Origin of the sequence: Pseudomonas brassicacearum, assembly GCF_003732175.1 — a bacterium.
Classification (GTDB): domain Bacteria; phylum Pseudomonadota; class Gammaproteobacteria; order Pseudomonadales; family Pseudomonadaceae; genus Aquipseudomonas; species Aquipseudomonas brassicacearum_G.
On record NZ_MOBI01000013.1, the window covers coordinates 114277 to 135603 of the forward strand.

A 21327-nucleotide genomic window follows, 5' to 3' on the forward strand; every position below is an offset into this window, starting at 1 on the left:
GAAGGCGGACCCAAACGTCAACAGACTCTAGTGGCTCAAGCCGTATTTTTTAACTTTGTCGAACAGCGTGGTCTTGGCCATTCCCAGTTCCAGGCTGGCCTGGGTCAGGTTGCCGCCACTGCGCTGCAAGGCATCGTTGAGCAGGTTGCGTTCGAAGGCTTCCACCGCTTCGGAGAACGCCAGGCCTTGGGTGGCGCCACCGGTGCCGGACTTCTTGAAGGCCGGCAAACCCAGGGCAAAACGCTCGGCGACGTTACGCAGCTCGCGCACGTTGCCGGGCCAGTCGTGGCTCATCAGGCTCGACAGGGTCTGGTTGTCCAGTTCAGGCAGCGCACGGTCAAAGCGCAGGGACGATTGCAGCAAGAAGTGTTCGAACAATTGCAGGATGTCTTCGCGACGCTCACGCAGCGGCGGCAATTCCAGCGTCACGACGTTCAAGCGGTAATACAGGTCGCTGCGAAACTGGCCGGCGCGGCTCAAGTCGTCGAGATCGGACTTGGTCGCCGCGATCACCCGGCAGTCGACCGCGACACTCTGGTTCGAGCCGAGCCGCTCCAGCGTACGCTCCTGCAATACCCGCAGCAGTTTGATTTGCAGCGGCAATGGCATGCTTTCTACTTCGTCGAGGAACAACGTGCCGTCGTTGGCGTGTTCGATCTTGCCGATCCGCCGTTTTCCGGCACCGGTGAACGCATTCGCTTCATGACCGAAAATCTCACTTTCGAACAGGTTCTCCGGCAGGCCACCGCAGTTCAGCGCGACGAATTGCTGCGACTGACGGCGGCTGAAGTCGTGCAGGCAACGCGCGACCAGTTCTTTGCCGGTGCCGGTCTCGCCTTCGATCAATACGTTGGCCGAGGTGTCGGCGACGTTGGCGATCAGCTCGCGCAGGTGTTGCATGGCGGGCGAGCGCCCGATGATCCGCCCCTCCAGGGAATCACGCTCGGCCAGTTGCCGGCGCAGTGAGGTCACTTCGCGAGCCAGGCTGCGTTGCTCCAGGGCGCGGCGCGCGACGTCGACCAGGCGTTCGGGGGAGAACGGTTTCTCCATGAAGTCGTAGGCGCCTTTTTGCATCGCGCCAACCGCCATCGAGATGTCGCCATGGCCGGTGATCAGCACCACCGGCAGGCTACGGTCACGGGCCTTGAGGCGGTTTAGCAGTTCCAGTCCATCGATGCCCGGCAGGCGAATGTCGCTGATGACGATCCCGGCGAAGTTGTCGCCGACCCGCGCCAAGGCCTCTTCAGCGCTACCAACGCCTTCGCAGGGGATATCTTCCAGAGCCAGCGCCTGCTGGCAACCGAGCAGGACATGGGGATCGTCTTCGACGATCAGCACACTAAGGTCGTTGTTCATATCGGCTCGGCAGGAACGGGGCTTACCAACGGTAAGCTGAGGACGAAAGCGGTACCACCGCTGGCCGGATGCTCGACGCCGAGGTGACCGCCGGTGGCGGCCGCCAGGCTCGCCGACAGGGTCAGGCCAAGGCCCAGGCCCTGCTCGCCGGGTTTGGTGGTAAAGAAAGGTTCGAACAAATGCTTGCGGGCTTCGGCGTCGATACCGTGGCCGTTATCGCGGACGCGCAGGCGATATTTGCCGTCGACAACGTCACCTTCCAGCCATAGTTCGGGCAATGGCTGCGCTTGCATGGCGTCCAGGGCGTTGCCAATCAGGTTGACCAGGATCTGTTCCAGACGGGTCTGGTCGATCTGTACTTGCACGTCGCTGAACTCGCGGTGCAACAGCAAACGAGCGCTTTCAAGGCGTGCGCCGAGCAACTGCAAGGCGGCATCTACCGCTTTGCCGAGGCTGGCCTGGCCCTGATCGTCGCCGCGCCGGGCAAAGGAGCGCAGGCTGGCGGTAATCCGGCCCATGCGGTCGATCAGATCGTTGATGGTTTTCAGGTTGGCGCTGGCGATGTCCAGCTGACCGCGCTCGAGAAAGCGCACGGTATTGCCGGACAAGGTACGCAACGCGGCCAGCGGCTGGTTCAATTCGTGGGCAATGCTGGTGGACATCTGGCCGATGGCCGCAAGTTTGCCAGCCTGTACCAGTTCGTCCTGCGCCCGGCGCAACGTTTCTTCGGCCTGGCGACGTTCGCGGATCTGGCTTTTCAGGCGCTCGTTGCTGGCCCGCAGGTCGGTAGTGCGTTCGGCAATCTTGCGTTCAAGCTGATTGTTGGCTTCTTGCAGCGCTTCACGGGCGGCGAGGCGGGTGGCGATGACTTTGCGCCGTTCGTTCCAGGCAATCAGCAGGAACGCTACCAGCGCGAAGGCCACAGCGACCAGGATGCCCTGGTTGATCGCTTCACGACGCAAATCCGCGAGCGGTGTGAGCAGGGTGAAATTCCACGGTGTATCGCTCAACGAGCGGGTCTGCGACAGGTAACTGATTTCCTGTTCATCCGAGACCAGCTCGGCGTTGGCCGGAAAGGTGATTTTCTCCACGCCTTCGGACAGCCGCTCGCGGGCCAGCGGTTCCAGTTCGTTGAGCGGGTACCAGTAATATTGCAGGCTGCGGGCCAGGCGTTCCTTGGTGTCGTCGCTGAGCGGGCGAACCGATTTGAGCCGCCGCGCCGGGTCGCTGGACAGGATGATGATGCCATTCTCGTCGCTGACGAAGGCTTCCAGGCGTGCACGCTGCCAGCGTTCTTCCATGGCTTCGAGGCGGACTTTGACCACTGCGACGCCGATGATTTTGCCTTGTTCTTCCAGGCCGTGGGCCAGGTAGTAGCCGGGTTCGCCGTTGGTGCTGCCGATGCCGTAGAAACGACCGGGCTGACCGCGTACGGCATTCTGGAAATACGCACGGAAGGACAGGTCTTCGCCGAGGTAGCTGTCGACATCGCGCCAGTTACTGGTGGCCAGTACCCGACCGGTGGTGTCCATCACGTAGATTGCCCGACTGCGGCTGCGCCGGTTCAGGCCTTCGAGGTAATCGTTGACCGCTTGCCGGTGCTCGGGCGTAGGGTCGGCCAGCAGCTCTGAAACACTCGATTCGAGTTCCAGCAGGCTGGGCAGGTAGGTGTATTTGCTGATCTCGCTTTCGACCGCGCGGGCGTGCAGTTCCAACTGACGTTGACCGTTCTCGCTCAGGCTGCGAATCCCGTAGTGTTCGCTGACCCAGAAGCCGAGGTAACCCAATCCGACCATCAACAAGATGACCAGCGGTGGCAGGAACAGATGGCGAATCAGACGGGGTTTCACGGCAAGTGATGGCGGCGCGGCGCGATAGAGAGTGGATTCGCATTTCATCACAGATGCCTTGGGTCAACCACAACACAAATTTCCAGACCACCACCCACCCTTGTGGGAGCGAGCCTGCTCGCGATGAGGTCATTACAGTCAACATTGATGTTGAATGTCAGTCCGCTATCGCGAGCAGGCTCGCTCCCACAGGAGATGGGTGTGGCACTGAGCAAGTGCCCGGTGCTTAGTGCTGCAGAATCTTCTCGAGGAAATGCTGCGCGCGGTCTGAGCGGGCGTTGATGTCGCCGAAGAACTCTTCCTTCTTGCAGTCTTCGATGATTTTGCCCTGATCCATGAAGATCACCCGGTCCGCCACTTTACGGGCGAAGCCCATTTCGTGGGTTACGCACATCATGGTCATGCCTTCGTTGGCCAGTTGCACCATCACGTCGAGCACTTCATTGACCATTTCCGGGTCGAGCGCCGAGGTCGGTTCGTCGAACAGCATGACGATCGGGTCCATCGCCAGTGCACGGGCAATCGCCACACGCTGTTGCTGACCACCGGAGAGCTGGCCCGGGTGCTTGTGGGCGTGAGCCGAAAGACCGACGCGCTCAAGCAGTTGCAGGCCCTTTTTGGTGGCTTCTTCCTTGCTGCGGCCCAACACCTTGATCTGCGCGATGGTCAGGTTTTCGGTGATGGTCAGGTGCGGGAACAGTTCGAAATGCTGGAACACCATGCCAACGCGCGAGCGCAGTTTCGGCAGGTCGGTCTTCGGGTCGGCGATGGACGTGCCATCGACCACCACGTCGCCTTTCTGGAACGGCTCCAGGGCGTTGACGCATTTGATCAGGGTGGATTTGCCGGAGCCAGACGGCCCGCACACCACAATCACTTCGCCTTTTTTGACCTCGGTGCTGCAATCAGTCAGTACCTGGAAGTCGCCATACCACTTGTTGACATTCTTGATAGAAATCATACGGCAAACCTTTTTTGCAGACGCTTGACCAGCCGTGAGGCGGCAAAGCTGATTGTGAAGTACACGAGACCTGCGATGATCAGGAACTCATTGGCGCGGCCGATGATGTCGCCACTGGCCCGCGTAGCATTGAGGAAGTCCACCAGGCCGACCGTGTAGACCAGCGAGGTGTCCTGAAACAGGATGATGCTTTGTTGCAGCAACAGCGGGGTCATCTTGCGAAACGCTTGCGGCAGGATGATCAGGCGCATCATCTGGCCGTAGCCCATGCCCAAAGCCTTGGCTGCGCCCATCTGTCCCTTGGGAATCGACTGCACGCCGGCCCGGACGATTTCGCAGAAGTACGCCGCTTCGAACATCATGAAGGCCACGATGCACGAGGTGAACGCACCGATCGGCGTGTCTTCGCCGGTGATCCAGCGCAGCACGAACGGTACCGCCAGGTAGAACCAGGTGATCACCAGCAGCAGCGGGATCGAGCGGAAGTAGTTCACGTAAGCGCCGGCAATGTTCGACAGCAGCTTGCTGTGGGACAGGCGCATCAGCGCCAGGATTGTGCCGAGGATGATCCCGCCGACGACGCCGAGTACCGTCAGTTGCAGGGTCATGACCATGCCGTTCCACATGCCGGGGACGGCCTGGACGACGCCACTGAAATCGAGATCCATTATTTACCCCCCACGGAAATCAGGCCGGGCACCGCAACTTTCTTCTCGACCATACGCATCAGCAGCATCAGGCTCATGTTCAGGGTGAAGTAGATCAGGGTCGCCAGGGTGAAGGCTTCGAACAGGTTGGCGGAGAACTCCGCGGTCTGTTTGGTCTGTGCGAGCAGCTCCATCAGGCCGATCAGCGAGGCGACGGAGGAGTTCTTGAAGACGTTGAGAAATTCCGAGGTCAGCGGCGGAATGACGATCCGGTAGGCTTGGGGCAGCAGCACATTCCAGTAGATTTGCGGCAGCTTGAAGCCCATGGCGCGGGCGGCCGATTCCTGGCCACGCGGCAGCGCCTGGATACCCGTGCGCACTTGCTCGCAAACTCGGGCGGCGGTGAACAGGCCCAGGCACACGACGACGCTCAGGTAGGCCGAGGTGGTCGGATTCAGGTCCTGCTTGTACCAGTCCTGCAGGTTTTGCGGCAACAGGTCGGGCACCAGGAAGTACCAGATGAACAGCTGGACCAGCAGCGGTACGTTACGAAAGAGTTCCACATAGCAGGTGGCGATGCCCGATACCAGGCGATTCGGTACGGTACGCATGACGCCGAGCACCGAGCCCAGCGTCAAGGCGATAATCCAGGCCACGATGGCGATGGCGATGGTCCAGCCCAATCCCGTGATGAACCAGTCGAGATAGGTCTCGCTGCCCACGCCGGTGGACTTGAAGAACACGCCCCAATCCCAGTTGTAATTCATTAGGGTCTCCCCTCAGATCGATCGATGTACAAGTGCCTGCCTGGGGAAACTCCGTTCCGTCTGACCTCGAGGGTCAGGCACACGCGATCGGCTCGACAACCACCGGTTCGAGTGTTTCCAGAAAGTGCCAGCAGGTAGTGACAGCCTCCTGAAAGGGCGCAGGCCCTGTCAGGAGGTGGGTTAGTCAGAAATCAGGATTTCTTTTCTTCAGCCGCTTTGTCGGTCGGGTTGGCGATCAGGGCCTTGAGCTCGTCGCTCATCGGGAACATCAGGTTCAGGTTTTTTGGCGGGATTGGCTGAGTGAACCACTTTGCGTAGATAGTGTTGATCTCGCCGGACTTGTAGGTCGCGACGATGGCGTCGTCTACAGCCTTCTTGAACGGCGCGTCGCCCTTGCGGACCATGCAGCCGTAGATTTCATAGGACTGAGCAGTACCGGTCACGGCCCAGTCAGTCGGATTCTTGGCCTTGGCCATTTCACCGGCCAGCAAGGCGTCGTCCATCATGAAGGCGACAGCACGGCCCGATTCCAGCATCTGGAAGGATTCGCCATGGTCTTTGGCGGAGATGACGTTCATGCCCATCTGCTTGTCGGCGTTCATCGACTTCAGAATGCGCTCGGACGTGGTGCCGGCGGTGGTCACGACGTTCTTGCCTTTGAGGTCGGCGAAGTCTTTGTAGGTCGAGTCTTTTTTCGACAGCAGCTTGGTGCCGATTTCGAAGATGCCAACGGAGAAGTCAACTTGTTGCTGACGCTCGGTGTTGTTGGTGGTGGAACCGCACTCGACGTCCACTGTGCCGTTTTGAACCAGTGGAATACGGGTTTGCGAGGTGACCAGGTTGTACTTCACCTTCAGATTTGGCATATCCAGGTCTTTCTTGATGGCTTCGACGATTTTCAGCTGAATATCGTGGGAGTAGCCGACCGGTACACCGGAAGCATCTGCAATGTAGGAAAACGGAATAGAAGCGTCGCGATGCCCCAGGGTAATGGTGCCGGACTCTTTGATCTTTTTCAGGGTGCCGGTGAGTTCGGCGGCGAAAACTGGCGTGCTGATCAGAGCGGCCGCAATGGCTGCGCCCAGGATATGGGGAACGATGCGCATCAAATTTTCCTCTACATTGTTTTTATATGGAGCCAGTTCAACGGCCCTTTTGTACTGCAGAATGCCTTGACGGCTCCTGAAGTGTTGGCACATCAGACATTCGTCCCAAGTTGTAGAGCATGAGTCGTGCCAGGCCAGGATTAATCAATCAACATATTGATTTTAAAAGATATTAAATTTTTATGGGGTTGGTTTTAGGACTCGATAATCCGGTTAACCGAATCGACTGATGGGTCGCGTTCGGAAAACCGAATGCAAAAGATCGCAGCCTGCGGCAGCGCCTACGTTGGAATGCGATCCCCTGTGAGTTGCCGCAGACCGCGATGCCGATGATCTGAATGGCACCGGAATTCTTCACCTTCATTGCGGAGTTTCAACGGATGAAAGTCCTCGGCATTCTTTGCCTTATCCTGACCCTCGGTGGTTGCAGTTCCTTGCTGTTCTACCCAGATCCCGGTCTGCCGTTTACCCCGCAAAAAGCCGGGCTTGAATACCGTGACGTCACCTTGACCACCGCTGACGGCGTGAAACTCAACGGTTGGTGGCTGCCGGCCAAAAAAGGCGTAGCGGTCAAGGGCACGGTGCTGCACTTGCACGGCAATGGCGGAAATCTCGCCGGGCATCTGGGGGCCAGTTGGTGGCTACCGAAGCAGGGTTACCAGGTGCTGCTGGTGGACTATCGCGGCTATGGGCTGTCGCAGGGTAAACCTGGCCTTCCGGCGATCTATCAGGACATCGACGCTGCATTCAAATGGCTGGACCAGGCGCCAGAAGTTCAGGGCAAACCGTTGATCGTCCTGGGTCAGAGCCTTGGCGGTGCGCTGGTCGTGCATTATCTGGCTGAACACCCCGAGCGTCAGCCCCGCCTCAAGGCGCTGGTCCTCGACAGCGTGCCGGCCAGTTACCGGGATGTCGGGCGGTTTGCACTGAGTTCGTCGTGGATGACCTGGCCGTTTCAGGTGCCGCTGTCCTGGCTGGTGCCGGACGCCGACAGCGCGATCTACGCCATGCCGCAGCTCAATGGCGTGCCAAAACTGATCTTCCACAGTATCGACGATCCGCTCGTGCCTCTTTCCAATGGCATCCGACTGTATCAAGCTGCGCCCGCGCCCAGTGTTCTGCAACTGACCCGAGGCGGGCATGTGCAGACCTTCAGCGTCCCGACCTGGCGCACCGTCATGCTGCGTTACCTCGATGACCCGCAGCACTTCAACGGTCTGCGTCGCCTGGGCGAAACGCCCAATTACCCGGCACCCCCGAATTCAGAAGTTGAACCTCCAGAGAGTCCGCAATGAGTGAAGAACGTAACGCCATCCCGCTGATCATCACCGGTATCTGCAGCATCCTCGGCACCGTCGCAACCTTGTGGTTCTACGGTTACCTGCACTTCGCCAAACCGGAAGACGCGCTGCTGCTCAACGACTTCACCATGCTCAAGACCGTACCGGGCGAAGACTACAAAGTCTCCCTGGAGCCGGCCGCGCAAGTCGCTCAGTGTGTCGATGGCGTGCTGGTGCTGTTCGACACCGAACAGAAAGGCCTGACCGGCGTGCTGGTCAACAACAAGAAAAAAGCCGTGCGTTGCATGGGACAAGAGACCCCGCAGCTGGAGCAGTAACGGTTTAGATCGGATAGATGAAAAAAGCCCCGTTTCCTTGGCTGGAAGCGGGGCTTTTTCTATTGTTTGGCAGCTGATGTGTCGGGTTTTACGGTGACCTTGATCGATGTTCGATCAATGATGCCGCCGTAGTTCTGATTCAGGTTAACTTGGTAGGTTGGACCTGGTTTCAATCCGTAATCCCATTCCGAATTTTTCCAATTGCCTGACTCATCATTTTGATAGACGGCGGCGGTCCAACTGAGCAAATTCGAAAGGTTAATGAATGTCAGGCTGAACGTCGCGCCGGGTTGACCGGACCCGCTGAGTTGCATAACGCGGTCGACCACATCTCCATCTTGGGGCGTCGTGAAGGTCGGTTTCTTCAGGGTGGAACACGCCAGTGGTGTTTCCCCATTGAGGCCAACAGAAATGGCTGCATACGATCCCACCACGGGCTCAACTGCGCACACATGCACTGTGATCCCCGCCGCCTCATCCTTCAGCGTACTGCCTGCTTTCAAGGTGGCATCTTCTGTTGAAGTCGTTTCGGGCGTGCCATCAAGTTGTGTGTCCTGAACATAGGCGTCCATCTTGGTGTACCGTGCCCAGACGCCCTTGGCAAAGCCCACTGGAAATTTATCGTCAAACGGTGGAATGCTGGGCTGACGGACTTCCAGCGCTATTTTTTGGCCCGTTGTCGGGCGATCAATCAAATAACTGTTTCTGAGGACGAGGCGGTAGATGCCCGACGTCTTGATGTGCGTTACCTGGGACTCACTCAACCAGCCTGCATTCCAGCGGTAGTGCGTGGGATACAACACCGACCGACCGCCTGATACGGGATTACCGTAATCGGGGTAGAAGATCATGTTGCAGTGTTCGGGTGCCGTGATGACACTGCCGTTCAGAGGGCAGCCGGAGTAGGTCGGCCCGCTGATAAACCCCAGGTTGTTGCCAAACAGGCGAATCCAGAGATGCGAGCTCTCTGGCTGGTTGTAGATCGCCAGCACTCGGCCAGGTGCGTCAGCACTCCCGGTACCATTACCGCAGGAGGCCGCGATGAACAGATAATCATAGTCGTCGGGATTCAGGCCTTGAGCCCTGGCAGCAGCTTCGGCTGGACCTTTGACTGCGTCGCGAGTGTTGCAGATGTCCGGTTTTGCACCGAAGTCAGCGGTGATCATTTTGCCTTCCAGGGTCAGCTTCCTGCCTGAAACATCGGCGATGTAGTTGCGCAAAGAGGTTTTGTCCTCTGGAGAAAGGCTCTGCGACCACAGCAGGTCCTTGTTTAGCGCAGGTGTGCCGATCCACTTACCGACCACCAGCAACACCTTTTTTGTACCCACGACCGGTCGTTGGTTGACGCCCGGAACGGGCAGGGGTTCACCAGTAAGAATGGTCTCAGGGTCGCGATAGTTATACTCGGACTCGCCGCTTGTCGACACGCCGACGTTCGAGTCGTGGGTGGACTGTGCGCATCCTCCCTGGAGCAGCGCCGCACACAGCAGCAAAAAAACCGTCAGCAGTCGCATGGTGTTGCTCCTTGATGCCCGTGATCCCGGCCAGGAGCTCACTTTTACTCGCGACGCTGGAGGCTGCCTACTGTCAGAAATAACAGGTGGCGACGAGTGGCAAGAGCGTGCGTATACACAAGAGCCCCGCCTGATCACCTCAGGCGGGGCTCTTGTATTGCGGGCACGTCAATGTTTTTGCTTGCCGGCCTGAGCTGATAAATCGTGCAGATGGCGCCGCGACAATTCGAGAAAACGCGGTGTCGGCCCGACGTCTTCATAGAGCGGGTCGCCTTCCTCATCGGTTGCGACCACGTGCTGACCCTTGATGTAAGGGAAACTCGCTTCGAGCTCTTCCAGGGCGGCCCCGATCAGTTCGCCCAGCAGTTCTTCGGGGTGGCGTTTGGGGTACATCTCGGTAATCGCCGCTAACCGCGCCGCGGCTTCGACGTCCAGGTGAATGGTGTAGCCGGTCTTGGTCAAACGGCCTTTGGCGGTTTCTTCCCAATGTTGGGCTAGCTCACGGATTTTCATAATGACCTCAATAGGCACCTGCTCATGGCAGGGGGGATGAGTGTCCGGCCGTGGCCGGTGGCAAGCCTTTGTACGGCTTACTCTTCAGACTAGCCCCAACCTTCAGGGTTTACCGTCGATTCGTCGTCTGACTTGTAAGAACCCGCTGCGGACGGCACTCTTGAAGTCGACTGCCATTCGCTGGAGAACTGCTGATGACTGATATCGATGCACGCTTGCGCGAGGATGTTCACCTGCTGGGTGAGTTGTTGGGCAACACCATTCGCGAGCAGTACGGGGATGGCTTTCTCGACAAGATCGAGCTGATCCGCAAGGGTGCCAAGGCTGACCGTCGTGGCTCGACGGACGCTGAACTGCGCGCCAGCCTCAACCAGTTGACTGAAGATGAACTGCTACCAGTGGCGCGAGCGTTCAACCAGTTCCTGAATCTTGCGAACATTGCCGAGCAATATCAGTTGATTCACCGCCGCGAAGAGTCCCAACCGGCACCGTTCGAGGCGCGGGTGTTGCCCGAACTGCTCGCCCGCCTGCGGGCTGAAGGGCATGGCAGCGACGCGCTGGCGCGGCAATTGGGACGGCTGGAAATCGAGCTGGTGCTGACGGCGCACCCGACTGAAGTCGCCCGCCGGACCTTGATCCAGAAATATGACGCCATCGCCGCGCAACTGGCGGCGCAGGATCACCGTGACCTGACCCGCGCCGAGCGCGAGCAGATCAAGTCGACCTTGCAGCGCCTGATCGCCGAGGCCTGGCACACCGAAGAAATTCGCCGCACCCGGCCGACCCCGGTCGATGAAGCCAAGTGGGGCTTTGCGGTGATCGAGCATTCGCTGTGGCAGGCGATTCCCAACTACCTGCGCAAAGCCGACCAGGCGCTGCATGCGGCCACCGGTCTGCACTTGCCGCTGGAGGCGGCGCCGATTCGCTTCGCCTCGTGGATGGGCGGCGACCGTGATGGCAACCCGAACGTCACGGCGGCGGTGACCCGTGAAGTGCTGCTGTTGGCGCGCTGGATGGCGGCCGACCTTTACCTGCGCGATGTCGATCAACTGGCTGCCGAGTTGTCGATGCAGCAGGCCAGTACCGAGTTGCGAGCCAAGGCCGGGGACAGCGCCGAACCTTACCGTGCAGTGCTTAAACAACTGCGTGAACGCCTGCGCGCGACCCGTAACTGGGCGCAGGCATCCTTGACCGCGAGCACCCCGGCACCGGCCGACGTGCTGCAAAACAACCGCGAGCTGCTGGATCCGCTGGAGCTGTGCTATCAATCGCTGCATGAATGCGGCATGGGCGTGATCGCCGACGGTCCGTTGCTCGACTGCCTGCGTCGGGCGGTGACGTTCGGCCTGTTCCTGGTGCGACTGGACGTGCGCCAGGACTCGTCGCGGCATGCGTCGGCGATGACCGAAATCACCGACTACCTCGGGCTCGGTCGCTATGAAGACTGGGACGAGGACGCGCGCATCAGCTTCCTGATGGGCGAGCTGAACAATCGTCGGCCACTCCTGCCGGCCTATTTCAAACCTTCGGCCGACACCGCCGAAGTCCTGGCAACTTGTCGCGAAATCGCGGCGGCGCCTGCGGCGTCGCTCGGCTCGTATGTGATCTCCATGGCGGGCGCCGCTTCGGACGTGCTCGCCGTGCAATTGCTGCTTAAAGAATCTGGCGTGCTGCGGCCGATGCGCGTCGTGCCGTTGTTCGAAACCCTCGCCGACCTTGATAACGCCGGCCCGGTGATCGAAAAACTGTTGCTGCTACCGGGTTACCGCTCGCGGTTGCAGGGCCCGCAGGAAGTGATGATCGGCTATTCCGACTCGGCCAAGGACGCCGGCACCACGGCGGCGGCCTGGGCTCAGTACCGGGCGCAAGAACGCCTGGTGGATATCTGCCGTGAACAGCAAGTAGAACTGCTGTTGTTCCATGGCCGCGGCGGCACCGTGGGCCGAGGCGGTGGCCCGGCGCACGCGGCGATTCTGTCGCAGCCGCCGGGGTCGGTGGCCGGGCGTTTCCGCACCACCGAACAAGGGGAAATGATTCGGTTCAAGTTCGGCTTGCCGGACATCGCCGAGCAAAACCTCAACCTGTATCTGGCGGCGGTGCTCGAAGCAACGCTGTTGCCGCCGCCACCGCCGGAGCCCGCGTGGCGCGGCCTGATGGACGAATTGGCGGCCGATGGCGTCAGCGCTTATCGCGCCGTGGTGCGGGAGAATCCGCAGTTCGTCGAGTATTTCCGTCAATCCACGCCCGAGCAGGAGCTGGGGCGCCTGCCGCTCGGCAGCCGTCCGGCCAAGCGTCGTGCTGGCGGGATCGAAAGCCTGCGGGCGATTCCGTGGATCTTCGGCTGGACCCAGACCCGCCTGATGCTGCCGGCCTGGCTCGGCTGGGAAGCGGCGTTGAGCAACGCCTTGGCGCGCGGTGAGGGCGAGTTGCTGGCGCAGATGCGTGAGCAGTGGCCGTTCTTCCGCACACGCATCGACATGCTGGAGATGGTGCTGGCCAAGGCTGACGCGGACATTGCCCAGTCTTACGACGAACGATTGGTTGCGCCGGATTTGTTACCTTTGGGTGTGCATTTACGCGACCTATTGTCGCAGGCATGTACCGTGGTCCTTGGCCTGACCGGTCAGTCGCAGCTGCTGGCCCATAGCCCTGACACCCTGGAGTTCATCCGTTTGCGCAACACCTACCTCGATCCGCTACATCTATTGCAGGCTGAACTGTTGGCTCGCTCGCGACAGCCGGATGTGGTGCAGGGCAGCCCGGTGGAGCAGGCGTTGCTGGTGTCTGTGGCGGGGATTGCCGCCGGTTTGCGCAATACCGGCTAAGGTCTTTTGCGGGGTGTCGCAGGCAATTTTACTGCGACAAACGACCGGTCCGCGGGGGCCGGTCGCGCTTGTCAGGCGACACTTTGTTATGGGGTTGCGACTTGGATCGCCTCCTCGCCAGGGCGTAACAGGCACGGGTTGCTCCGACTTTCGGCGGCTTGTGTGGTCAGGGCCTGCTGTGTATCTTGATCAGCCTTTGGCCGTTTGGGCGGCCCACGACCCTATTTTTGAGATTGGCCCCACGCGGCAAATCCGATCGTTATCTAAATAAGAAATTGAGGAGCACATCGATGCGCGTCATTCTGCTGGGAGCTCCCGGGGCCGGTAAAGGTACTCAGGCTAAGTTCATCACCGAAAAATTCGCTATTCCACAGATCTCCACCGGCGACATGCTGCGTGCTGCCGTCAAGGCTGGCACCGAGCTGGGCATTAAAGCCAAGAGCATCATGGACGCGGGCGGCCTGGTCTCCGACGACCTGATCATCGCATTGGTCAAGGATCGTATCGCTCAGCCCGATTGCGCCAATGGCTTCCTGTTCGACGGTTTCCCGCGCACCATTCCTCAGGCTGAAGCCCTGGTCGATGCCGGTGTAGAACTGGATCACGTGGTTGAAATCGCGGTTGATGACGAAGAAATCGTCCAGCGTATCGCCGGTCGTCGTGTACACGAAGCCAGCGGCCGCGTTTACCACACCGTCTACAACCCGCCAAAAGTTGCGGGCAAGGACGACGTCACCGGCGAAGCGCTGGTGCAGCGTAAAGACGACACTGAAGAAACCGTGCGTCATCGTCTGTCGGTCTACCACTCCCAGACCAAGCCACTGGTGAATTTCTACCAGCAACTGTCGGCTGCTCAAGGCAAGCCGAAGTACAGCCACATTGCAGGCGTCGGTTCGGTTGAAGCGATCACCGGCAAGGTGCTTGAAGCGCTGAGCTGAGAAAGCTGATTGGCGTTACGTTCAACGGCCCGCTTGCGGGCCGTTGTTGTTTATACTGGCGGACTTTTTCCACTTCTCTTTACGGAAACATCGATGAGTACCTTGCTGGCCCTGGACACCGCGACTGAAGCTTGCTCCGTTGCCTTGCTGCATGACGGCAAAGTCACGAGTCATTACGAGGTGATCCCGCGCCTGCATGCGCAGAAGTTGCTGCCGATGATCCAGCAGTTGTTGGCGGATGCGGGCACCACCTTGCAAGCGGTCGATGCGATTGCCTTTGGTCGCGGCCCGGGTGCGTTCACTGGCGTGCGAATAGCCATTGGCGTGGTTCAGGGCCTGGCGTTTGCGCTGGATCGTCCGGTGTTGCCGGTATCCAACCTGGCGGTACTGGCGCAGCGCGCATTGCGCGAGCACGGTGCACATCAGGTCGCGGCGGCCATCGATGCCCGGATGGATGAAGTCTATTGGGGCTGCTACCGCGAAACCGCCGGCGAAATGCGTCTGGTGGGGGCTGAAGCGGTGTTGCCACCGCAAGTCGCCGCATTGCCGGCAGATGCCACGGGCGACTGGTTCGGCGCGGGCACCGGTTGGGGTTATGGCGAGCGAATCGCGGTCAACCTGATCGGTCAGGATGCCGGCATGTTGCCTCACGCCGAAGACTTGCTGACCCTGGCCCGTTTCGCCTGGGAACGCGGCGAAGGCATCCCGGCGGATGACGCACAACCGGTTTACCTGCGCGACAAAGTGGCGACCCCCAAAGCCCGGTAATACGCAGTAATTGTGGGAGCGAGCCTGCTCGCGAAAGCGGTGTGTCAGCCAACATCACTGTTGAATGTGAAACCGTCTTCGCGAGCAGGCTCGCTCCCACAGGGTTGAACACGCTTCCCACCATCAGCGTTCCAATCCCTGCCAATCGTCAGTTTCTACACCGCGCTTTTAAACCTTTTCCGGTTTCTGTGCTCTAGTTATCACTTGGGAGTTTGCGCACACTGGTAAGTGCCGCTAAATTGCCATCATCGATAGCGAGTTTATACCTATGCGCATAGACGGCTTTGCCTCTCAGTCCTACCCCATCAAGCGCAAGCCACGCAAAGGCAATGTGTCGGTGGACGAGTCCCTCGAGGATATCGATGGCGAGCAGGAGTTTCCTTCTGAAGAGCAACTGGCCGCCCGCGCCGCCAAGGCTTCTGCGCAACGCCTGAGCAATCTCCCGGCTCGTCAGCAGGACATGATCTACCACCGTGCCATGAGCAAAAGCGTGGCGATGGCCCTGGCCAGCTACCTGAGTACCGCGGCGTTTGTCGATTGGGATATGGAAGTGCTGGGTCTCGACCTGCACATCTGATGCAGCTGCCTTACTACCTCGGTTGCCCGTCCTGGAGCGAAAACGCCTGGCGCGAATACCTGTATCCGCAAAATGCCCGTCCCAATGAATTTCTCGGTCTGTACTCGCAGGTGTTCAATGCCGTTGAAGGCAACACCACGTTCTACGCGCGCCCTGCGCCGGCGACGGTGGAACGCTGGGCGCAGACGATGCCCGAAGACTTTCGTTTCACCGCCAAATTCCCCGGCGACATCAGCCACGGCGGCGACCTGCGCGAGCAACTGAGCGCCGCCGAAACCTTCGTGCAATTGCTCAGCCCGCTCGGTGAGCGGGTTTCACCGCTCTGGTTGCAACTGTCGGCAGCCTTTACCCCGCAACGGCTGGGCGAACTGGCCGGGTTTATCGATGGGGTGCAGCGGCCGTTGGCCGTTGAAGTGCGGCATCGGGACTTCTTCGCCAAAGGCGATGCCGAGCGCAGGCTCAATCGGCTGTTGCTGGATCGTGGCGTGGAGCGCATTTGCCTTGATCCACGGGCGCTGTTCAGCTGCACGTCGACTGAACCCTCGGTGCTTCATGCGCAATCGAAAAAGCCCAAGGTGCCGCCACGTCCGGCGGCGTTCACCCAGTTCCCGCAGGTACGCTTCATCGGTCATCCTGTGCTTGAAGCCAACGATTCGTTTCTGACGCCATGGGTCGAGAAAATCGCCCAATGGATCGAAGAGGGCCGCACGCCGTACATCTTCCTGCACACCGCCGACAACCTGCTGGCCGCGGCGTTGGCGCAACGCTTTCATACTCGATTGATGGTGCGTTTGCCTGGCTTGCCGGCGCTGCCTGAGCTATATAGAGAACCCGCCGCCGAGCAGCTTGGGTTGCTCTGACGACGGGTTTTTTCCCTTCTGCAGGAGTGAGCCAATGGATGCGCAAACCCTTAAAGCTCAGGCCTTCAAGGCCTTACACGAAGGTGCCGGAGCTTTTGTGATCCCCAACCCGTGGGACGCCGGTTCGGCAAAAATGCTTGCCGGCCTGGGTTACCAGGCGCTGGCGACCACCAGTGCCGGATATGCCTTTTCGCTGGGCCGCCCGGATGGCGCGGTCAAACTCGAAGAAACACTGGCCAACGTTCGGGCGATTGTTGGCGCGAGCGATCTGCCGGTGGCGGTTGATCTGGAAAACGGTTTCGCCGACAGCCCGCAGGAGTCCGCCGAGAGCCTGCTGCGTGCTGCTGAGGCGGGTGCGGTCGGTGGCTCGATCGAAGACGCTACCGGGCGTGAAGACGGCCCGATTTACTGCTTTGAACACGCCGTCGCACGAATCGAAGCGGCGGTCGTGGCAGCGCGCAGCTTGTCGTTCCCGTTCACCCTGACCGCGCGTGCCGAGAATTACCTGCACGGTAATCCGGACCTGGCCGACACCATTCGCCGCTTGCAGGCCTTTGCCGAGGCGGGCGCCGATGTGCTTTATGCGCCGGGCCTGCGCAACGCTGAAGAGATACTGGCGGTGGTCCGTGCGGTGGCGCCGAAACCGGTCAATGTGTTGATGTCCGGCGGTCTCAAGTTGAACGTCGCGCAGCTCAGTGAAATGGGCGTCAAGCGGATCAGCGTCGGCTCGGCCATGGCCCGTGCCGCCTATGGTGCGTTTTATCAGGCCGCGCAGGAAATTCAGTCGCACGGCACCTTCGACTTCGCCGACCGTGCGCTGCCGTTCGGGCAGATCAATCAACTGTTCAAAGGCTGACCCACAGGGAGTTGTCGTGCGGTTTCTGAAAGTGCTGTTGGCGGTAATGCTGGTGATGGGCGGATTGCTGTTGGGTGTCTGGCGCGGCTGGCTGCCATTGCCCGCCGCCTGGAACCCTTGGGCGCCGCTGGATGTCCGGGACACGCCGAACCTGCTGACACGCTTCAAATTGATGAGGCTGCGCGATAACCCTGTACTCTGCGACCAGGTGCTCAGCGGTGCCGGGTTGAAGTTCACCCGTCAGGCTGACAGCAACCCGGACGTCGATTGCTCGCTCACCAACACTTTGCGCGTGCAAGGCGGCGAGGTGGCGCTGAGCAGCAGCTTCCTCGCCAGTTGCCCGCTGGCAGTGGCGTTTGTGCTATTCGAACGGCATGCCCTGCAACCGGCGGCGCAGGCCACGTATGGACAGGCGGTGGCGCGGGTCGATCACCTCGGCAGTTTTGCCTGCCGCAATATGTACAACCTCGAAAACGGCTCGCGCAGCCAGCACGCGACGGCCGATGCACTGGATATCGCCGGCTTTCGCCTGGCGGACGGGCGCAGTATCAGCGTGCTGCGGGACTGGCCGAAGGACAATGATGATGCGCGCTTTTTACGCAAGGTTCGCGATGGCGCGTGTGACATGTTCAGCGTGGTGTTGAGCCCGGACTACAACGCTGCCCATCGCAACCATTTTCATCTGGATGTCGGGCCGTGGTGGGTGTGTCGCTGAGGTTGAGGCTCAGGCGGCGATGCGCAGGTTTTGCAGGACGATCGGGCGAGCCCAGCCGTTATCGAAGTCCAATTGCTGCTGTTGCTCGACCAGCGCTTCGTGCGGGTAAGGGGTTGCCGGTTTATCCAGCAGATCGAGTTCGAACTCGGCAATCGGCAGATGCAACGGACGCGGTTGCGGTGCCGGACCTGGCGCAGGCAATGGCTGGCCGGCAGCCAGGACGATCGGGCGTACCCAAGCGCTTTCGAAGTCTTGTTGCTTCTGTTGCGCGAGAATTTCTTGCGGCGGGAACGGCGGGAACGGTTTGTCGGCCAGGTCCATTTCGAACTCGGCAATCGGCAGGAACAGCGGCTCAGGCGGGCGAACTTCGGTGTCCGTCACGTCGCAGGTGCGCTGCGTGACGATGTGTTCGAGCAATTCTGCGCCAACGGTCGGTTCGACCGGGCCGTCGACGGCAACAGGGGTGTAACTGCCAGGAACGGGTGCAGCATCGCCCAAATGATCGGACAGCGCCTGGGCAAAAAAATCCTGCCACAGGTGACTGACACCGCTCAGTGCTTGGGAATTACGCAGGCCATAATCGCCGTAGCGCGAAATGTAGCCTACTGATGTGCGTTGAATGTCTGACATTTCTCTCGGTCGACGCTCAGCTCTGGCAAAATGCTCGATAGTTTTGTTATCGGCCGTTTTTGCCGATCATTAATTTTTTGAGTGTGTTTTCTGATGAGTGAGCAACCCGCGGCCAGCCGCATCAAAGTCCAGGCCCTGGCCGAAGCGTTTCAGGCACGCGCCGAGCACTGGGCCGAGCGATTGAACTTGCCGTTGCTGCTGGACGATGCGGAGTTTGCGTTGCAAGTGGGTGAGCATGGTTTGCAGCTGCAACAGCTCGGCCCGGACGCGCCGGGACCGGTGCGGGTGGACTTCGTCGAGGGCGGCGCTGCCCATCGCCGGTTGTACGGAGGCGGCAGCGGCCAGATGATCGCCAAGGCTGTCGGCGTCGCTCAAGGCGTGCGGCCGAAGGTGCTGGATGCCACGGCGGGGCTAGGCAAGGATGGTTTTGTGCTGGCCAGTCTTGGCTGTGAAATGAGCCTGATCGAGCGTCAGCCGTTGATTGGCGCGTTGCTGGAAGACGGTTTGGCCCGTGCGGCGGAAGATTTTGAGGTGGCGCCGATTGTGGCGCGGATGACCTTGTTCAAGGGCAACTCGATCGAGTTGATGCGCAATTGGGAAGGTGAGCCGCCGCAGGTGATCTACCTCGACCCGATGTTCCCGCATCGTGAGAAAACCGCGTTGGTGAAGAAGGAAATGCGCCTGTTTCGCCCGTTGGTAGGCGATGACCCGGACGCGCCGGCCCTGCTTCAAGCTGCGCTCGCACTGGCCAGCCACCGAGTGGTGGTCAAACGCCCGCGCAAGGCGCCCTGCATCGAAGGGCCGAAGCCGAGCCATGCGCTGGACGGCAAGTCCAGTCGCTACGACATCTACCCCAAGAAAGCGCTCAAGCCCTGACGTTGCACTGATCGTTCCCACGCTCTGCGTGGGAATGCATCAATGGACGCTCTGCGTCCGCTCTTGAATGTGACGCGGAGCGTCACGGGCTGCATTCCCACGCAGAGCGTGGGAACGATTGGTCAGGCCGTGTCCGGCCGATACGCCCGCATAAACAACCCCACCACTTCCTGTATGTGAGCCTCGGCTGCGTCCCCGGTCAAGGGCTCGCCGCAGCCATAGAGCAAGCGAAAATTCGCCGCGCCTTTGAGCAGGCAGAAAAAGTGCTCGGCGGCATTCAGCGGCTTGTCGATGCTCAAGGCGCCGATTTGGTCGATTTTTGTCAGCAAGCGTTCCATGCCCTGCAACATCCGCTGCGGACCTGCCTCGAAGAAGATCTGCGAGAGTTTCGGGTCCTGACTCCCCAGCGCCATGATCAGGCGATGCAGGTTCACCGATTCATCGCTGTTGATCAGCAGATGAAAGCCTCGGGCGATGTTCAACAGCACGTTCTCGATCGGCATGCCGTCGGGCAGTTCGAAGAACAGTGTGGGCAATTGCTCTTCGCATTTGGCCATCACCGCGCAGGAGAACAGCGTCTCCTTGTCGTTGAAGTGACTGTAAACGGTCAGCTTTGATACTCCGGCCTCAGCCGCCACCGCGTCCATGCTGGTGCTTGCGTAACCATTGCTCAGAAAAAGACGCTTCGCCGCCTCGAGAATCGCCTCGCGCTTGGCGAGATCCTTCGGGCGGCCGGGGCCGTTGGGTGCAGGAAGATTGTTGGACATTTTTCGCTTTAATACTGGACTGGTGAGTTTGCTATTAATAACATACTGGCCAGTATAATTATTCAAAACCCCATTAGCGAAGGATCGTTCACCATGTCGCGCTTTGCGTTGCCAGTCAGCCTGGCATTCCTGTTGTCTGCGTGCGGCCACGAAGAGCCGGTGCAAGTCACCGTGCGCCCGGCCATGGTGGTTCAGCCAGAGCCTTCCGCGCAGGCTATGGACAGCTATCCCGGCGAAGTTCGCGCGCGTTACGAGCCAGACCTGGCCTTCCGTATTGGCGGCAAAGTCAGCCGACGACTGGTCGAGGAAGGGGAGAGGGTCAAGGCCAATCAGCCGCTGGCAGAACTCGATCCCCAGGACGTACGCCTGCAACTGGAAGCGACTCGCGCGCAGGTTGCTGCCGCTGAGGCCAACCTGAACCTGGTGCGTGCCGAGCGTGATCGCTACAAGACCCTGATGGATCGTCAGATGGTCAGCCGCTCGCAGTACGACAATTCTGAAAATCTCTACCGATCCGGCGAAGCGCGACTCAAGCAGATCAAGGCCGAGTTCGACGTGGCCAGCAACCAGGCCAGCTACGCCGTGCTGCGCGCCCCGCATGACGGTGTCGTGGCCAAGCGCGCCGTGGAAGTCGGGCAAGTGGTGGCCGCCGGGCAAACCGCCTTCACCCTCGCCACTGACGGCGAGCGTGAAGTGCTGATCAGCCTGCCGGAGCAAAGCTTCGGCCGTTTCAAGGTTGGCCAGCCTGTCACCGTTGAACTGTGGACCCAGCAAGGTCAGCGGTTCGCCGGGAGCATTCGTGAGCTGTCGCCGGCCGCCGATCCAAAATCGCGGACCTTTGCTGCGCGCATCACCTTTAGCGCTGGCAAGGTCCCGGCCGAGCTTGGCCAAAGCGCCCGGGTATTCATTCAACTGGCTGACGCGGTGCCGCTGTCGGTGCCGCTCTCGGCGCTCACCGCAGAAAACGGCGCGACGTACGTCTGGGTCGTGGGCGCCAACAACACCCTGAAAAAGGCTCCGGTTCGTGTCGGCGCCTTCGGTGAGAAAACCGTGCCGGTGCTTGACGGCCTCAACCCCAGCGACTGGGTGGTAGCCGCTGGCGTTCATGTGCTCCATGAGGGCCAGCAAGTGCGGCCGGTGGATCGCTCCAACCGCGTGGTCAATCTGGCGGTCAAGGAGTAAT

At 60.2% G+C, this 21327-nt stretch carries 21 protein-coding genes and 1 pseudogene; 12 read left to right on the forward strand and 10 right to left on the reverse strand.

The genetic code is table 11. The features are described 5' to 3' along the window. Nucleotides 1-27 precede the first annotated feature (27 nt). The 6 genes from aauR to BK658_RS11330 all read right to left on the reverse strand — a co-directional run bounded on the left by aauR (nt 28) and on the right by BK658_RS11330 (nt 6687). Nucleotides 28-1356, reverse strand: a complete 1329-nt coding sequence (gene aauR / locus BK658_RS11300) for a two-component response regulator AauR (protein ID WP_123582353.1) — start codon at nt 1354-1356, stop codon at nt 28-30. After that, entirely contained in the window at nt 1353-3254 is a 1902-nt protein-coding gene (aauS, locus tag BK658_RS11305; RefSeq protein ID WP_123582354.1) for a two-component sensor histidine kinase AauS, read from the reverse strand. The genes aauR and aauS overlap by 4 nt, the downstream gene beginning before the upstream one ends. Before the next feature lie 178 nt (nt 3255-3432). After that, nucleotides 3433-4167, reverse strand: coding sequence for an amino acid ABC transporter ATP-binding protein (locus BK658_RS11315; protein ID WP_123582356.1), 735 nt, complete (start codon nt 4165-4167; stop codon nt 3433-3435). Then, the gene (locus BK658_RS11320) at nt 4164-4835 is read right to left on the reverse strand and encodes an amino acid ABC transporter permease (protein WP_123582357.1); all 672 of its coding nucleotides are present in this window, start codon (nt 4833-4835) and stop codon (nt 4164-4166) included. Before BK658_RS11320 ends, BK658_RS11315 begins: the two co-directional genes overlap by 4 nt. Beyond that, nucleotides 4835-5581 carry an amino acid ABC transporter permease gene (locus BK658_RS11325; protein ID WP_123582358.1) on the reverse strand — a complete coding sequence of 249 codons (747 nt, stop codon included), beginning with the start codon at nt 5579-5581 and terminating at the stop codon, nt 4835-4837. The genes BK658_RS11320 and BK658_RS11325 overlap by 1 nt, the downstream gene beginning before the upstream one ends. A 191-nt stretch (nt 5582-5772) precedes the next feature. Beyond that, nucleotides 5773-6687, reverse strand: a complete 915-nt coding sequence (locus BK658_RS11330) for a glutamate/aspartate ABC transporter substrate-binding protein (RefSeq protein WP_123582359.1) — start codon at nt 6685-6687, stop codon at nt 5773-5775. Between the two features lie 380 nt (nt 6688-7067). Here BK658_RS11330 and BK658_RS11335 point away from each other — a divergent pair, with 380 nt between their 5' ends. Both BK658_RS11335 and BK658_RS11340 read left to right on the forward strand, forming a co-directional pair. Then, nucleotides 7068-7982 carry an alpha/beta hydrolase gene (locus tag BK658_RS11335; RefSeq protein WP_123582576.1) on the forward strand — a complete coding sequence of 305 codons (915 nt, stop codon included), beginning with the start codon at nt 7068-7070 and terminating at the stop codon, nt 7980-7982. Continuing rightward, the gene (locus BK658_RS11340) at nt 7979-8305 is read left to right on the forward strand and encodes a PA3694 family proteiin (protein ID WP_123582360.1); all 327 of its coding nucleotides are present in this window, start codon (nt 7979-7981) and stop codon (nt 8303-8305) included. The genes BK658_RS11335 and BK658_RS11340 overlap by 4 nt, the downstream gene beginning before the upstream one ends. A 59-nt stretch (nt 8306-8364) precedes the next feature. On the opposite strand, the gene BK658_RS11345 is transcribed toward BK658_RS11340, so the two are convergent. Then, the gene (locus BK658_RS11345) at nt 8365-9819 is read right to left on the reverse strand and encodes a hypothetical protein (protein ID WP_123582361.1); all 1455 of its coding nucleotides are present in this window, start codon (nt 9817-9819) and stop codon (nt 8365-8367) included. A 168-nt stretch (nt 9820-9987) separates the two neighbouring features. Then, nucleotides 9988-10332, reverse strand: a complete 345-nt coding sequence (locus BK658_RS11350) for a pilin assembly protein (RefSeq protein ID WP_123582362.1) — start codon at nt 10330-10332, stop codon at nt 9988-9990. 194 nt (nt 10333-10526) lie between these two features. Here BK658_RS11350 and ppc point away from each other — a divergent pair, with 194 nt between their 5' ends. The 8 genes and pseudogenes from ppc to BK658_RS11385 all read left to right on the forward strand — a co-directional run bounded on the left by ppc (nt 10527) and on the right by BK658_RS11385 (nt 17871). Further along, on the forward strand, nt 10527-13157 hold the full coding sequence (ppc, locus tag BK658_RS11355; RefSeq protein WP_123582363.1) for a phosphoenolpyruvate carboxylase: 2631 nt from the start codon (nt 10527-10529) through the stop codon (nt 13155-13157). Nucleotides 13158-13447: 290 nt separating this feature from the next. Beyond that, entirely contained in the window at nt 13448-14095 is a 648-nt protein-coding gene (gene adk, locus BK658_RS11360; RefSeq protein ID WP_123582364.1) for an adenylate kinase, read from the forward strand. 93 nt (nt 14096-14188) lie between these two features. Next, nucleotides 14189-14863, forward strand: coding sequence for a tRNA (adenosine(37)-N6)-threonylcarbamoyltransferase complex dimerization subunit type 1 TsaB (gene tsaB, locus BK658_RS11365; protein WP_103315537.1), 675 nt, complete (start codon nt 14189-14191; stop codon nt 14861-14863). A gap of 9 nt (nt 14864-14872) precedes the next feature. Further along, nucleotides 14873-14965, forward strand: a pseudogene (locus BK658_RS30730) (DUF4381 domain-containing protein); the annotation flags it as partial. Between the two features lie 166 nt (nt 14966-15131). Further along, nucleotides 15132-15440, forward strand: coding sequence for a hypothetical protein (locus tag BK658_RS11370; RefSeq protein WP_103315536.1), 309 nt, complete (start codon nt 15132-15134; stop codon nt 15438-15440). Then, entirely contained in the window at nt 15440-16300 is an 861-nt protein-coding gene (locus BK658_RS11375; protein WP_123582365.1) for a DUF72 domain-containing protein, read from the forward strand. The genes BK658_RS11370 and BK658_RS11375 overlap by 1 nt, the downstream gene beginning before the upstream one ends. Nucleotides 16301-16334: 34 nt before the next feature. Further along, complete coding sequence (locus BK658_RS11380; protein ID WP_123582366.1) at nt 16335-17156, forward strand: isocitrate lyase/PEP mutase family protein; 822 nt, start codon at nt 16335-16337, stop codon at nt 17154-17156. A gap of 16 nt (nt 17157-17172) precedes the next feature. Further along, nucleotides 17173-17871 carry an extensin-like domain-containing protein gene (locus tag BK658_RS11385; RefSeq protein ID WP_123582367.1) on the forward strand — a complete coding sequence of 233 codons (699 nt, stop codon included), beginning with the start codon at nt 17173-17175 and terminating at the stop codon, nt 17869-17871. A 9-nt stretch (nt 17872-17880) separates the two neighbouring features. Here the strand turns inward: BK658_RS11385 and BK658_RS11390 are convergent, their stop codons facing one another. After that, a complete protein-coding gene (locus BK658_RS11390) occupies nt 17881-18501 on the reverse strand; it encodes an energy transducer TonB (protein ID WP_123582368.1) in 621 nt (206 codons plus the stop codon). A 93-nt stretch (nt 18502-18594) separates the two neighbouring features. Between BK658_RS11390 and BK658_RS11395 the strand changes: the two genes are divergently transcribed. After that, nucleotides 18595-19377: a class I SAM-dependent methyltransferase gene (locus tag BK658_RS11395; RefSeq protein ID WP_123582369.1), complete on the forward strand. Its 783-nt coding sequence runs from the start codon at nt 18595-18597 to the stop codon at nt 19375-19377. Between the two features lie 122 nt (nt 19378-19499). On the opposite strand, the gene BK658_RS11400 is transcribed toward BK658_RS11395, so the two are convergent. Next, entirely contained in the window at nt 19500-20144 is a 645-nt protein-coding gene (locus BK658_RS11400) for a TetR/AcrR family transcriptional regulator (protein ID WP_123582370.1), read from the reverse strand. Between the two features lie 93 nt (nt 20145-20237). Here BK658_RS11400 and BK658_RS11405 point away from each other — a divergent pair, with 93 nt between their 5' ends. Then, nucleotides 20238-21326 carry an efflux RND transporter periplasmic adaptor subunit gene (locus tag BK658_RS11405; RefSeq protein WP_123582371.1) on the forward strand — a complete coding sequence of 363 codons (1089 nt, stop codon included), beginning with the start codon at nt 20238-20240 and terminating at the stop codon, nt 21324-21326. The last annotated feature ends 1 nt before the right edge of the window (nt 21327 follow it).